At 62.7% G+C, this 14,251-nt stretch carries 11 protein-coding genes and 2 pseudogenes; 5 read left to right on the top strand and 8 right to left on the bottom strand.

Going from position 1 to position 14,251, the window contains the following annotated elements; genetic code table 11:
- Positions 1 to 239 (top strand): annotated as a pseudogene (locus WBG56_RS10140) (Asp/Glu/hydantoin racemase); the annotation flags it as partial.
- 12 nt (positions 240 to 251) lie between these two features.
- Here WBG56_RS10140 and WBG56_RS10145 read toward each other — a convergent pair.
- Both WBG56_RS10145 and WBG56_RS10150 read right to left on the bottom strand, forming a co-directional pair.
- Positions 252 to 2,063 carry a putative bifunctional diguanylate cyclase/phosphodiesterase gene (locus tag WBG56_RS10145; protein WP_424267881.1) on the bottom strand — a complete coding sequence of 604 codons (1,812 nt, stop codon included), beginning with the start codon at positions 2,061 to 2,063 and terminating at the stop codon, positions 252 to 254.
- 113 nt (positions 2,064 to 2,176) lie between these two features.
- The gene (locus WBG56_RS10150; RefSeq protein WP_424267883.1) at positions 2,177 to 3,808 is read right to left on the bottom strand and encodes a glutamate synthase-related protein; all 1,632 of its coding nucleotides are present in this window, start codon (positions 3,806 to 3,808) and stop codon (positions 2,177 to 2,179) included.
- Between the two features lie 362 nt (positions 3,809 to 4,170).
- Here WBG56_RS10150 and WBG56_RS10155 point away from each other — a divergent pair, with 362 nt between their 5' ends.
- The gene (locus tag WBG56_RS10155) at positions 4,171 to 4,971 is read left to right on the top strand and encodes a DUF169 domain-containing protein (protein WP_424267901.1); all 801 of its coding nucleotides are present in this window, start codon (positions 4,171 to 4,173) and stop codon (positions 4,969 to 4,971) included.
- Between the two features lie 18 nt (positions 4,972 to 4,989).
- On the opposite strand, the gene WBG56_RS10160 is transcribed toward WBG56_RS10155, so the two are convergent.
- Positions 4,990 to 5,598 (bottom strand): TetR/AcrR family transcriptional regulator, encoded by a 609-nt coding sequence (locus WBG56_RS10160; RefSeq protein ID WP_424267885.1) that lies wholly within the window; start codon positions 5,596 to 5,598, stop codon positions 4,990 to 4,992.
- A 103-nt stretch (positions 5,599 to 5,701) separates the two neighbouring features.
- Complete coding sequence (locus WBG56_RS10165; protein ID WP_424267887.1) at positions 5,702 to 6,874, bottom strand: isovaleryl-CoA dehydrogenase; 1,173 nt, start codon at positions 6,872 to 6,874, stop codon at positions 5,702 to 5,704.
- 203 nt (positions 6,875 to 7,077) lie between these two features.
- Between WBG56_RS10165 and WBG56_RS10170 the strand changes: the two genes are divergently transcribed.
- From WBG56_RS10170 to WBG56_RS10180, 3 genes are read left to right on the top strand one after another with little or no spacing between them, the layout of a single operon-like run.
- Positions 7,078 to 7,578 (top strand): nuclear transport factor 2 family protein, encoded by a 501-nt coding sequence (locus WBG56_RS10170; RefSeq protein ID WP_424267889.1) that lies wholly within the window; start codon positions 7,078 to 7,080, stop codon positions 7,576 to 7,578.
- A 43-nt stretch (positions 7,579 to 7,621) separates the two neighbouring features.
- Entirely contained in the window at positions 7,622 to 8,836 is a 1,215-nt protein-coding gene (locus WBG56_RS10175) for an ABC transporter substrate-binding protein (RefSeq protein WP_424267891.1), read from the top strand.
- Position 8,837: 1 nt separating this feature from the next.
- Positions 8,838 to 10,418, top strand: a complete 1,581-nt coding sequence (locus WBG56_RS10180) for a class I adenylate-forming enzyme family protein (protein ID WP_424267893.1) — start codon at positions 8,838 to 8,840, stop codon at positions 10,416 to 10,418.
- 1 nt (position 10,419) lies between these two features.
- Here the strand turns inward: WBG56_RS10180 and WBG56_RS10185 are convergent, their stop codons facing one another.
- The 4 genes and pseudogenes from WBG56_RS10185 to WBG56_RS10200 all read right to left on the bottom strand — a co-directional run.
- Complete coding sequence (locus tag WBG56_RS10185) at positions 10,420 to 11,241, bottom strand: enoyl-CoA hydratase/isomerase family protein (protein WP_424267895.1); 822 nt, start codon at positions 11,239 to 11,241, stop codon at positions 10,420 to 10,422.
- Positions 11,201 to 12,007 carry an enoyl-CoA hydratase/isomerase family protein gene (locus tag WBG56_RS10190; protein WP_424267897.1) on the bottom strand — a complete coding sequence of 269 codons (807 nt, stop codon included), beginning with the start codon at positions 12,005 to 12,007 and terminating at the stop codon, positions 11,201 to 11,203. The genes WBG56_RS10185 and WBG56_RS10190 overlap by 41 nt, the downstream gene beginning before the upstream one ends.
- A 13-nt stretch (positions 12,008 to 12,020) precedes the next feature.
- Positions 12,021 to 13,646, bottom strand: a complete 1,626-nt coding sequence (locus tag WBG56_RS10195; protein WP_424267899.1) for a class I adenylate-forming enzyme family protein — start codon at positions 13,644 to 13,646, stop codon at positions 12,021 to 12,023.
- Between the two features lie 366 nt (positions 13,647 to 14,012).
- A pseudogene (locus WBG56_RS10200) lies at positions 14,013 to 14,251 on the bottom strand (Asp/Glu/hydantoin racemase); the annotation flags it as partial.

Below are 14,251 nucleotides of genomic sequence, written 5' to 3' on the forward strand. Positions count from 1 at the left end.
AGGTGACGGAGCCGCAGATCCTGACGATGGCCTCCGAGGTCTGCGCCAGCCGGCCGGACGCGCTCACCATGATGTGCACCAATGTCCGCGCGGCGCAGCTGGCGCCCCGGATAGAGGCGTCGCTGGGAGTGCCCTTCTACGACTCCGTGTCCACGGTGGTGTGGCAGTCGCTGCGGATGGCGGGCTACGACACGCGGGAAGTCCAGGGGTGGGGGCCTCTGTTCCTGGATGTGGCCTGAGGCCGGGCCGCTTCAGGACATGCTGGCTTGATCCGACCGATGACGATCCAATCCCGAGGGCGCTTGAGCGACGCCCGTCGTGCAATAGGCTTCAAATGCCTCCAGCGGGAGCGGGCGGCTGAACCAGTAACCCTGGTACGCATGGCAGCCCATGCCGGCCAGCAGGTGTTGCTGGGCCTGTGTCTCCACGCCTTCGGCAATCACCTCCAGGCCCATGCTGCGCGCCAGCGCGGCCACGGCGCCGGCGATGGCGGCGTCGTTGGGGTCGCGCTCCAGGTCGTGAACAAAACTCTGGTCGATCTTGAGTTGGTACAACGGCAGGCGCTTCAAATATTGCAGCGACGAATAGCCGGTGCCAAAGTCATCAAGCGAAAACCGCACGCCTTCCGCCCGTAGCGCCGTCATGGTGGCGATCACCCCCTCGGTGTCGTCCACCAGCAGGCTCTCGGTCAGCTCCAGCTTGAGGCGTTCGGGCGGCGCGTTGTGCTCGTGCAAGAACGCCAGCGCCTGGGCCGCGAAATCGGGGTGCGAAAACTGCGCCGCGCTTACGTTCACCGCCAGCGTCAAGCCGTCCAGCTCCGGCTGCTGGCCCCAGCGGCCAAGCTGCTCGCAAGCGGCCTGCAGGACCCACTGACCCAGGACGCCGATCAGGCCGGTTTCTTCGGCCAGGGGAATGAACAGGTCGGGCCCTAGCAGGCCGCGCACGGGGTGCTGCCAGCGCACCAAGGCCTCGGCGCCCATGACGCGGAAGGCGCCGTCTTTCAGCGCGATCTGCGGCTGGTAGTGCAGACGCAGTTCGCCGCGCGCGATGCCGGTGCGCAACGCACGCTCCATCCGCATACGGTCGATCAGCTGGCGCTCCAATGCGTCATCGAAAAAATGCAGCCGCCCGCGCCCGGCCTGCTTGGCCTGATACATGGCCAGTTCGGCCTGCTTGAGCAGCGCGTCGGCGTCGGGCGAGCTGCCCGCAAACAGCACCAGGCCCTGACTGGCGCTCCCTTGGTATTCGGTGCTGGCCACGCGGTAGGGCGCGACCAGGGCTTGCCGTACGCGCTCGGCCAGCGCTTCGGCTTGCGTTGCGGCCCACGTCTGCTCGCGGCCCAGCTGCGGCAGGACGATCGCGTATTCATCGCCCCCCAGGCGCGCCACGGTTGCGTCCGGGGGCAGGTTGGCCGTGAGGCGGGCGGCAATGTGCCTGAGCAGTTCATCGCCTTGCGGGTGGCCCATGCTGTCATTGAGGGATTTGAAATCGTCCCAATCGAGCAGCAGCAAGGCGCCCCAATGTCCATGCCGCGCAGCCTCCGTCTGCGCCTGCCGCAAGCGCTCGCGCAGCAAGGCCCGATTGGGCAGGCCGGTCAATACATCGTAGAACGCCAACTGATGGATTTGCTGCTGCGCGTGCTGCTGGCCGCTCAGATCGGTGTAGCAGGCCACCATGTGCGTGACCTCGCCGGTGGCATCGGGCACGGCGGTGATGCTCATCCATTTGGGGAAGATCTCGCCGCTTTTGCGTCGATCCCACACCTCGCCCGCCCAATGCCCCGTCGTCCGGATGGTGGCCACCATCTGGTCGTAGAACGCCTGATCGTGATGGTGAGAGCGAAACATGCGGGGTGTCTGCCCCAGCATTTCCTCCGGGCGATATCCCATCAGGACACAGAATTCCTCGTTGACACGCTGAATGCGGGCGTGTGCGTCAGTCACCATCGCCGGTTGGGTATGTTGAAAAATGGCCTCTGCCACGCGAAGCTGACTCTGAAGAGAATCAAGCTCGACTTGAGTCGTTTGCAGTTGTTTGCGGCATTCAAATATCTCATTCGACATATAACCCTCGACTGCTATCGAAGACGTCGCCGCCGAGGCGTTGGCGGAGCCGCCCCCACGACCCCCCACACGTTTCAGAGCTGATGGCTGTCACCCACCCGCGTCAATCCCCCTCATCGATCCGGCGTGAATCCGGACCATTCTATGCCTGCCAGTTCGGCCAGCGATCTATGCCAGCTCGCAAGATCATCCTTCTGGAATTGATCCAGGCGATTGTGGCCACAGGCGCGGGCCATGATTTGCATCAAGTCGGTGCTGGCCTTGAAGAAAGTGGCCAGGCGTTGAGCGGACGCCTCGACATTCAGGCGCTTGCGCAGTTGTGGATCCTGTGTCGCGATCCCGGTTGGGCACAGATTGGTATGACAAATACGGGCCGCTATGCAGCCGATGGCCTGTATCGCGGAATTGGCCAATGCGACACCATCGGCTCCCAGCGCAAGCGCTTTGGCAAAGTCGGTATGGGTTCGCAGACCGCCCGTGATGATCAGCGTGACGCGTCCGCTGGCTTTCAGCTGGTCAAGACAGTGCCGGGCCCGGGCTAGGGCCGGGATGGTGGGTACCGAGATATGGTCGCGGAACATGAGCGGGGCATCTCCTGTCCCGCCTCCGCGACCGTCCAGGATGATGTAGTCCGCGCCAGCCCTGACAGCGAATGAAATATCCCGCTCGACATGCTGGGCGCTGAGTTTGAACCCGATAGGGACACCCCCGGTGACCTCACGCACATGGTCGGCGAAGCGAGCGAAATCTTCGACAGTATGCAGATCGCGGAACGTGGGCGGCGAATCCGCATTCTGCCCTTCGGGCAGGTGGCGGATTTCAGCGATGCGGCCAATCACTTTCCGGCCGGGCAAGTGTCCTCCTGTGCCCGTCTTGGCTGACTGGCCGCATTTGAAATGGAATGCCTGCACCAGCGGCAGGATGGATTCGTGATAGCCAAATCCGGCCGATGCATATTCGTACAGGTAGCGGCGGTTGGCCTGTTGCACCTCCGGCAGCATCCCTCCTTCGCCGGAACAAATGCCCGTGCCGGCGAGCTCCGCCCCTTTGGCTAGGGCGATTTTGGCCTCCTCGGACAAGGCCCCGAAGCTCATGTCGCTGACCAGAAGAGGGATGTCGAGTTGCAGAGGTTTTTTGGTCTCCGGGCCGATGACCATCCGGGTCTCCACCGGAACGTCTTCCATCAATGGTTGACAGGCCAGTTGCGCCGTCATGAACTGAATGTCGTTCCAGTCCGGCAACTGACTGCGGGGGACCCCCATTGCAGCCATCTCCCCGTAACGACCCATTTTGCTCAAACCTTCGCGAGCCAGACGGTGGATGAAGGCAACGGTCGGCTCTTCAGGGGTTGGTGAGACTTCAGGCACCGGATCCGTTGCGGGCGGGGTCGCTGTCTGAGTTGTGGCTGTGGCTTGCACTGACGCTGAGCCGGGGCCATCCGGAGCTGTCGGGCTTGATGCATTCGAGGCAAGGTCATCCAGGGAGAATTCCTTGCCCACCACGGCATCAGGGACCTTGCTGTGATGCCCATCGCAAAACGGCGCGTTTTTGGTTTGCTTGCAGCGGCACAGCCAGGCCTCTCCGTCCTTCTCTGCCGTGAAGGCCAGCGGCGTGAATCCGGTGCCCCGGTGCGAGCCATCGCAGAAGGGCTGATTCTTCGAGCGGCCGCAACGGCACCAATGGTATTCCTGGCCGGCTTTCAGCTCGACCGCGATGGGTTTGTTCGCAGCGACAATAGGTTTCAAGGCTTGTCTCCTTCCTTTCAGTAAGATTCAGGTTCCCCAGCGGATACGGCTGACTGAAGCGCTGCCGAGGAAGTCGATGCATCGTTCGGCATGGGCTCATGCGCGCCAAGTTCGAGGCCTACCAGTTGGATGACTGCCGCGCGCGATTTGTTTCAGCGTACGCACCTCGCGCCATCCGTGACTGCGCCGCTCTTGTTATGCTCCTGGAATGACGACACCGGGGACGATGTTGATCATACGCACGCTGATGCTGCCCGTGCTGGCCCTGACTGCCTGCGGGGTAATGAATGCAGGTATCCCCGTTCATGACAGAGAGCCTGTCCATATTCTCGGGTTGGCGCTATGACAACAGGAATCGCCCAATGACACAGAATGCTCCGTCCGAACTCGCCGCGCTGGCTTCGGACCTTGAAGGAATGCTCAAGCTGCGCATCCCTCCCATTGGCATGAAGCTGTTCGAGTCGATTGAAATTTTCGACCGAATCCCGCGTTTGCGTCGCCCGCAGGCCATCCATACGATGGACCAGTTGGTGGGGCAGGCCGCGCGGCTGGGATGGATCATGGGGGTCACGTCTGATGACCTGGTGGGAGACCAGTGCCGTTCCGTGGTGGGCTTGGGGGGCCAGGACGATGAGTGGTACAGCGGTCGGGCCATGACGGGCGTCTGGTTCGCCAAGGTCGAGGATTCGGCGCGCCACCAGGCTGCCATGAATGTGGTGCCGGCAGGTCGTTATCGGGCGCTGGTGGTGGCGCCGCTGGAGCGTTGGGCAGGCTTTGGCGAAGAGGCAGGGCAGCCGGACATTGCGCTGTTCTATGCGACGCCCGGCGCGATGATCTATTTCATCAACGGTCTGCAATGGTCGGACTATGAGCGCTTCGACTGGAGCGTGGTGGGCGAGTCTTCATGCGCCGATTCCTGGGGGCGGGCATTGCGCACGCGCAAGCCCAGTCTGTCGATTCCCTGTTTTGCCGAGCGCCGTTACGGCGGCGTGCTGGATGACGAGATGCTGATGGCGCTGGCGCCGGCTGATCTGGAGAAGTCGCTGACCGGCATGCGCGCGCTCGCCAGGAACGGCCTGCGGTATCCTTTCGCCACTTATGGCATCCAGCAGGACGCGCGCGCTGGCATGGGGGTGAGTTATCCGGCGAAGGCGAAGGGATAGGGGGCGAAAGGCCGGGGGTCAGTCGAACATCGCTCGCGCGACAAACTTCTCGTAGGTGGAGATGACTTTGTCCAGTTCGAGCTTTGATCGGCTGATGTACTTGTATTCGTACAGCATGGTCAGATAACTGCGCATGCCCATGAGCATGAAGACGACGATGCCCAATTCGTCCTCGTCGTAGCCCGAGATTTCGCCGCGCTGGGCGCTGCGCTGGATCGAGCGGAAGTAGCCTTCATAGAACATCTTGACGTGGCGGTGGAAGGCCTTGGGCGCGAATATTTCCGCCTCGTTCAGAATGCGCAGGAATCCCGGGGTCTTGCGGCAAAAGTCGAAGTAGGCCTCTACGCGGCGCTTTTCCCGGGCCAGGCCGGTCAGGGATTCGTCAAGCTGGGTCCGGATGTAGTCGAGCAGCTTCTGGCCGAGATTGGGCAGAAGCTGATCGAAGAGATCCTGCTGGTTTTCGAAATAGTTGTAGAAGGTGCCCTTGGCCACATTGGCCCGGGCGACGATCTTGTCGACGGACGCGCCTGCGTATCCTTCTTCGGCAACGGTCTGGACTGCCGCGTCGAAGAGTGCACGCCGGGTTTCTTCGGATTTGTCTGAGCGGGTTTTCTTTATTTTTAACATGTGTGGGCATCACCCCCGTGGCCGTTCATGGTCAGCCGTGCCTGCGGGGGCATTATACCGGCCGCACTGTATGCGAGCGTGAGTGCTGGCCTTCAGGACGGACTCAGGCCGTTTCGGCGAAGAGCTCGCGACCGATCAGCATCCGGCGGATTTCCGACGTGCCCGCCCCGATTTCCCAGAGCTTGGCATCGCGCCAGTAGCGCCCGGCGGGGAAGTCGTTGATGTAGCCGTTGCCGCCCAGAATCTGGATGGTTTCGCCTGCCATCCAGGTTGCCTTCTCGGCCAGATAGAGGATGACGCCGGCTGCGTCCTTGCGCAGACTGCGCGAGTGCGGCTGGCGGTCGCAGGCCTTGCCCAGCGCGTAGAGGTATGCGCTGCAGGCCTGCCAGGTGCTGTACATGTCTGCGAGCTTGCCTTGTATCAGCTGGAACTCGCCGATGCTGCGGCCGAACTGCTCACGTTCGTGCACATAGGGCAGGGCAGTGTCCATGCAGGCTGCCATGATGCCCAAGGGGCCGGCAGCCATGACGGCGCGCTCGTAGTCCAGGCCCGACATCAGCACGGCAACGCCTTGGCCTTCGCCGCGCAGGACGTTTTCCGCCGGCACCGCGCAGTCGTCGAAGAACAGGGGGTAGGTATTCGAGCCCCGGCAGCCGAGCTTATCGAGCTTGGCGCCGTGGCTGAAGCCCTTCATGTGTTTTTCCACGATGAAGGCGGTGATGCCCTTGGATCCTGCCTTCGGGTCTGTCTTGGCGTAGACCACCAGGGTGTCTGCGTCACCACCGTTGGTGATCCACATCTTGGAGCCGTTAAGGATGTAGTGGTCGCCCTCGCGGCGCGCGTGCAGTGTCATGCTCACCACATCTGAGCCGGCGTTGGGCTCCGACATGGCGAGCGCGCCGACGTGCTCGCCCGAGATCAGTTTGGGCAGGTAGCGTTGCCGCTGCTCGGGTGTGCCGTTGGTGTACAGGACGTTGACGCAGAGGTTCGAGTGCGCGCCATAGGACAGGCCCGCAGCGGCGGAGACTCGGGAGATCTCTTCCATGGCGACCATGTGGGCCAGGTAGCCCATGTCGACCCCGCCGTAGGCCTCGTCGATGGTCATGCCCAGCAAGCCCATCTCGCCGAACTTGCGCCAGAGGTCGGCCGGAAAGTTGTTGTCGCGCTCGATGTCCGCTGCGCGTGGCGCGATCTCGGCGAGAGCAAACTGGCGCACGGCGTGGCGCAGTTCTTCTATCGCGTCGCCGAGATCAAAGTTCAGGCCGGGAAGATGCATGGATGTTCTCCTGGGAATCGTCGTATTTCATGACTGTACAGTCATGAAATACGTCTTTCATAGATTCGAATTTGAAAGATTTAAACAAGATTATGCACTAGTTGATCGTCAAAAAGATGAAATTTATTGACTGATCAGTCATTTATAATTATATTCATCACAAACCGAGCCAGGGGCGGGATACCTCGGCGCAGGAGGGGAGCATGACGGTCGTACGCGTTGCGGTGGAGCAGTCCCTGGTAGAGGCCGAGTTGGCTCGCCTGAATGCGGAATACTGGTTTCGGGTCGATCGGCCCGAGGCGGGCAGCGTCGCGCAACTGTATGCGGACGAGGGCCGGATGGTCTTTGGCGACTTTCGAGTCGAGGGCCAGGCTTCGATCGAGGCCTTCTTCCTGGCACGGAACGCCCGTCGACCCACGCGCACGACGCGGCATGTTTCGTCCGGCCTGCGGGTCGCAGTGCAGAGCTTCGATTGCGCCTGCGTACACTCGGTCGTCACGGTCTATTCAGGCCCTGGCGTCTCCCCGCTGGAGATCGGCCCGCCGTCCTCGGTGGTCGACTTCACGGATATCTGTATACGACGGGACGGCCGCTGGGTCTATGCCGAGCGTTGCGGGTCGGCGATTTTCGTCGGCCCCGGGGCGGCCCCGTTTCTACTGGGGCAACTGCCGCCGCAGCATCCCTGGCGGACCGCCGTTCCCTGAATCTGACTTTTGACCCCACTGAAAACCAAGACCAGGAGACAACATGAAGATCAAACAGACCGCTGCGATCATTGCGGGCATGCTGATGCTGGCCGCCGGCCCGGGCAGCGCCCAGGCGCAGGCCAAGGAAAAGCCTGTGCGCATCGGCGCGATTGCCGACCTGTCCGGAGCCTATTCGGGTCTGGCGGGGCCGGGCATCGGCGTGGCCATGGAGATGGCTGTGGAGGATTTCGGTGGCACGGTGCTGGGAAGGCCTATCGAGATCCTGACTGCGGACTCGCTGCTGAAGGTGGATGTGTCCACCAGCCGCGCCCGCGAGTGGATCGACCAGCAGGATGTAAGGATGCTCCTTGAGAGCTCGGACTCCGCATCGGCCCTTGCGTTGCAGAAACTCACCCGGGAAAAGAAGCGCGTCTCGATCTTCACTTCGGGTACGACGGCGCTGATCAACGAGGAATGCTCGCCCTACGGCATGCAATGGGTCTGGAACATCTATGCGCTGGCCAATGTCACCGGCAAAGCCCTGACCCAGGGCGGCGGCAAGACTTGGTACTTTATTTCCGCTGACTACGCGTTCGGCAAGGCGCTGCAGGAAGAGACCAGCAAGGTGGTCAAGCAGATGGGAGGACAGGTGGTGGGCTCGGTCAGCCATCCCTTCAAGGCCACGGACTTCGCCTCGTTCCTGCTCTCCGCGCAAAGCGCGAATTCGGATGTGATCGCCTTGGCCAATGCGGGGCAGGATACGCAGAATGCAGTCCGCCAGGCACGTGAGTTCGGCCTGACGACCGGCAAGACCAAGGTCGCTCCTCTGATTCTCTTTGATTCCGACGTCAAAGGCATGGGCCTGGATTTGGCCCAGGGGCTGTTGTTCACGACGGCCTTCTACTGGGATCGCACGCCCGAGTCCCGGACCTGGTCTGAACGTTTCTACGAGCGGCGCAAGTTGATGCCCACGATGAATCAGGCGGGGGCGTACTCGGCGACCCTGCATTACCTCAAGGCAGTGGCCGCGGCAAAGACGCTGGAAGCGGATGCCGTCATGGAGCAAATGCGCAAGCTGCCGGTCAATGACTTCTTCACCAGCAATGGTCTGGTTCGCAAGGACGGGATGATGGTGCATGACATGTATCTGGCTCAGGTCAAGACGCCGGCTGAATCGAAGGGTCCGTGGGACATGCTGTCTATCCGGGAGACCATCTCGGGTGACGAGGCCTTCCCCAAACTGGCCGACAGCACGTGTCCGCTGGTGAAGGGCTGAGGTGATCCGTCAGCCAGCCTTTGCGCGGCACGAGGCGCCGGAGCTGGCGCAGGCCTTGACTCGGTTCCAATCGGTCAATGCGCTGATTGATCACTGGGCCGCCGTGCAGCCCGATCGGATCGCGCTGATCGGGCCGCGCGGCCAGGGCGTCTGGTCCAGGCTCAGCTGGTCGGCGTTGCGTCACGAATCCCTTGGCTTGGCCCGGGGGTTGCGAGCCCGAGGCATTGAAACAGGCGACCCTGTCGGCATCCTGGCCGACGGCGAGTCCTATGTAGACTGCCTGGTGGGATATTTGGCGCTACTGCGGGCCGGAGCGGTGATGGTGCCGCTCAATTCCCGCTTCGTCGATGACGAGCTGCGCCATGCCATCGATTTCTCCGATTGCGTGGCGATGCTGGCTCAGTCCGCGCTGACGCCGCGAGTGCAGGCCTTGCGGGCCGATCTGCCGAAACTGCGCCAGGTGTTTGACCTGGAGGATCGCCTCGCAGATACCGGTTCGCAGGCGGAAGAGAACTGCCTGCCTGCGTTGGGCGCCGGTGATCTGGCGAATATCGTCTTCACGTCGGGAACGACCGCGCGACCCAAGGCGGTCATGCATACGCACGGATCGGCGTTGGCCACGGGTGCGATTTTTGCGGCGGCGCTGGGCTTGCGCAACGAGGACGTGTTTCATCATGCGATCCCGTTCTTCACCAGTTCCGGAACGCAGTTCGCACCCATGCCGGCGTTCTGGGTTGGCGCGACATTGGTGCTCGAGCCCCGCTTTGATGCGGCAACGATGCTGCAACGGATCGAGGATGAAGGTTCGACGGCAGTCATCGGGGTGCCCTCCCATTACTTGTTTATGCTCGACGCGCTGGCGCGCGCGCCGCGCGCCTTGCCGTCGATAAGGCTGTGGGACTACGGGGGCGCTGCCATGCCTGCGTCTGCCGTGCGCGCGCTTGCGGCAAAGTATCCCCGAGCCGAGCTGCGCAAGCAGTACGGTATGACTGAAACAGGGCCTTCGGGCACTTTGCTGACGCCTGATCAGGCGCTTGGACGCATCGATTCGGCGGGCCGGCCCATGCCCTTATGCGAGGTCGCGATCCTTGATGATGAGGGGCGGATGGTGTCCGGCCAGGCTGTTGGGCAGATCGCCATCCGCTCACCTGCTGGTATGCGCGGGTACTACAAGAACGACGAGGCGACTCGGCAGATCCTGCAAGACGGTTGGGTTCGCACGGGCGACATGGGCTGGCTCGACGACGATGGCTATCTTTATTACAGCGATCGCATCAAGGACATCGTCAATCGTGGCGGGCTGAAAATCAGCTCGGTTGAGATCGAAGAAGTGCTGTACCGGCACCCCGGGGTGCTGGAGGCCGCAGTCGTGGCGATGCCTCATGAAAAGCTGGGAGAGGACATCCTGGCTTTCATTGTTCCTAAAGACGCCGCGTTCCTGGATCTCGACGAACTGCGTGCTTTTTGCCGCGAGCATCTTGCCGATTACAAGGCGCCCAGACGGATTGAGTGTCTGAGGGAGTTCCCGAAGAATTCCATGGGAAAAATCCAGAAGGCCTTGCTGCGGGACCGGATCCGGTAGGCTAGGGGCCGAAGCGCGCCGCGCGTTTTTCCGTGAAGGCGGCAATGCCTTCGCAGGCATCCGGTTCGCCTGCGGATGCGACCATGCATTCGCGTTCCGCTGCCAGGTGCTCTGGCAATGACCGGGCGCCGGTGGTCTCGACCAGCGCTTTGATGCGGGCCAGGGCCGCTCGGGGCCCGGCTCGCAGGCGGCGCGCCAGAGCCTCTGCGGCTGCCGCCAGTTCCTCGTCGGGGTGAATGGCATCAACGATCCCCAGCGCCAGGCACGCCGGAGCGTCGAGCATTTCGTTCAGATAAAACAAGTGTTTTGCTCGTGTGACGCCCACCCGCAGCGTCAGAAAGCGCGCACTGCCGACGTCCGGCGTCAGGCCGATGGCCGAATACCCGCAGCGCAGCGCCATGGACTGCGCTGCCAGCACATAGTCCGCGCAGAGCGCCAGGCCGATGCCACCGCCGCCTACGGGGCCGTTCACGGCGGAGACAATCGGCAAGCCTGATGCGGCGACGCGGGCGATCGCGGCATTCAGGGGCTGCAACAGCGAATCGAGCAGCGCCGGCAGGCCGTCGACTGTCTGCTGGAAGAGGTTGATGTCGCCGCCTACGCAGAACGCCTTGCCCGTGCCCTGGATCAGTACGACCCGGCTGTGCTCGTCGTCGCAGGCGCGCTCGAGGGCCGCCGCGAGGGCATGGATCGCCTCGGCATCCAGGGCGTTGAGCTGCTTGGGCCGATTCAATATGATGCGCGCGATGCCGTCATCCTGGCTGTACAGGATCTTGGGGGAGTCAGGCGGTTGCGGAGTGGGTATTGGCTGATTGTCGGGCATGGCGCTTGGTCAGGAAGGCGGTAATGCGATCTTTGTGGTCGGCCGAATAAAAGCAGGCCTTTTCGAGGGCGAGCGAGGTGTCCAGATTGAGGTTGACTGTGTCCCGGAGGATTTTGTTGAGCGAGGCCTTGGTGGCGCGTATTGCCATCTGCGCCCCGCTTGCGAGTTCTTGTGCCATGTCGAGAGCGGCTTGGAGCAGCATGTCATCGTCGACGACATGATTGACCAGTCCCAGGCGCTCGGCGTCTCCGGCGGCGATCTTGCGTCCGGTCAGCAGAAACTCTTTGGCTCGGTGCATGCCGACGAGCCAGGGCCAGATGGCGGCGCCGCCATCGCCTGCGGCAATGCCGGCCAGGACGTGGGTGTCGGCGATCACCGCGCTTCGTCCCATGTAGCTGATGTCGCTGAATAAGGCCAGTGTGGCGCCCAGGCCGATGGCGGGGCCATTGATGGCGGAAATGATGGGTTGAGGCAGCTCCAGCATGTCGACAATGAGGCGGCGGGCCTCAACGAACAGCTGGTCTATTTCCTCGGGCGAGATCTGTGAAAACCAGTCGATGTCGCCGCCGGCCGAGAAAGCCTTCCCCTTGCCCGTGAGCACGACCGCATGGCAATCGGAGTGCTCGGCGATGTCGCGAAACAACCAGGACATCTCGGCATGCATCCGGGCGTTGACGGCGTTCAGGGCCTCGCTGCGTGCGAAGCGCACGATCAGCACAGCGCCGCTCGTTTCAAATTCGATCAGTTGGTACTTTGACTGCCACATGGGCGTTTCCTTTCTATATCGTCGACTCGGGGTCTTCCGCGTTTGCATAGTGGCTCATTGCCCGCGTCGCGAGCGTGCGCCTGTCGAGCTTGCCTGTTGGCGTGATGGGCCATTCCGAGCCGGCGAGAAACAGCACTCGCTTGGGGATCTTGTAGCCGGCGAGTCGGTTCCGGCAGAGGGCCTGGATATCCGCTGTCGAGTATGCGCGCCCCGCTTCCACCTCGAGCAGGGCGGTGACCGCCTCGCCCCATTTGGGGTGGAGCGTGGCGCAGATCATGGCGCGGGCGATGCCTGGAATTTCGGTCAGCAGGAATGTCTCGACCTCGAGGGCGGACACATTTTCGCCGCCGGACTTGATCATTTCCTTGAGGCGGCCTCGGTAGTAGAGATAGCCGTCCTCGTCAAGAAAGCCCAGGTCGCCGCTGTGGAAGAAGCCTTCCTGGTCCATGCAGGCTGCGCTGGCCTCGGGTTGGCCGTAGTATCCCTTGAACAATGCCGGCCCTTTGGCGCAGATCTCGCCGAGTTCTCCCGGCGCGGCCCAGCCGTCGCCTGCCGGGTTGGCAATGCGGATTTCGCCGGATGTGGCGCGGCCGTTGGATGCCTTCATCCGAGCTTCGTCTGCGCGATCCCGGAAGGGGAAGTAGGTCTGGGACCCCATGTATTCCGTGGAGCCGTACAGGCTTCCGATGTGACCCAAGCCCATGGCCCGCACTTTTTCGAAGGTGGCGGGGTTGGCGGCGACCATCGTTCTCTGCAGGCTGGAGAGCAGGCCGGGCGCGTAGTCGGGATGATCGCGCATCATGAGGAAATGGGTATCGAACCCCCAGAACAAGGTGGCCTGGCTCTTGTGTATCCGGCGCAGCGCTTCGCCCGGCTCGAAGAAGGACATCAGTTCGAGGCGGGCGCCGCGCATGAGCGTCAGGCACGCCGTGGCGATGCTGCCCACGTGATAATTGGGCATGCAGTGCAGGAAGATGTCATCGGCGTGGACCTCGAGTCCGTCTGCGTAGCCGGCTGATCCGCAGAGCACTGTTTCGTGTGTGTGGATGGCCGGCTTCGGGAAAGAAGTCGAGCCCGACGTCAGGATCAGCAGGGCGGTGTCGTCCGGCGCAGCGGGGGAGGGCGCTTCGGGGGCCTGGGGGGGGAGGGCGGCGGTCAAGTGGCGTTCGAGCGAGTCCAGGCCGCTGCCGTCCGCGTCGCCTTGTGCCAGAACAATCCGACGTAATGCGGGTGTCATGCCGGACGCGCCCCGATCAGTCAGCGGCTGAATCCGTTCGATGAGGGAGGCGCCTCGGTATTCGCTGGCCACCAGCAGCACCTTGGCATCCGTCAGCGTCAGGCCCTGGATGATCTCTTCGCTTGTCCAGGTGAGATTCAGGGGCACCAGTACCGCGCCCAGCGCGCTTGTCGCGAAGAAGATCTCAAGCCAGCGAATGCCGGATGGCAGCAGGTAGGCCACATGGTCGCCGCGTCCGATGCCAAGCTCGAGCAGGGCGTTCCGCATGCGGGCGCTGCGCTGCGCGAGCGTTGCATAATTGATCTGTTCCGTGCCGTCGTCGACGGCGATGCGATCCGGCCAGGTGCTGGCGCCGTACCGCAGCAGGCCGGGGATGGTTTGGCCGCGCCACTCTTGAAACATGTTCGCCTCCTGTTCTATCCCTGTCGACCCGTCTTCATTCTGGCTTGACTGGTAGCTTAGATATTTATGACTGTTCAGTCAAGTTTGTTTTGATATTTGATCTTTGCCTGGATGTGGCACGGATGTCCGTAAAAAGACGTTGAGCCGGTTATGGGATGGGCTTGTTTTGATGATCCGCGCGATGAGGATCTGCGGTAATCCATTCAATTATGACTGTGTGTTCATTTGAATGGTGAATGTCCTGGGGCGAGCGACATCCCTGCGGACGGCCGTTGCCGTACTGCCAGCGCGTGCAGGCTGAGAAGCCCTCCAGACAAGGTCGCGCCAGCGCGTGCCTTTCCGGGCCGCGCCCTGGCGGCCGCGCGCTCAGTCCACATCCTGGAACAGAGACCCCCAGCCCTGGACTTCCCGCGTGTCGTAGCCCGCCATCCGCAGCGACTGCCACACTACCGTGGACACGGAGTCGTAGAAGGGCACCCCCAGCGACGCCTCTATCCGGGGCGCCAGCTGCGCCGCGCGGACATTGGTGCACATCATGGTGAGCGCGTCCGGCCGGCTGGCGCAGACCTCGGAGGCCATCGTCAGGATCTGCGGCTCCGTCACCT

The sequence above is a fragment of the Castellaniella sp. genome (assembly GCF_049671645.1).
Lineage (GTDB): Bacteria > Pseudomonadota > Gammaproteobacteria > Burkholderiales > Burkholderiaceae_B > Castellaniella.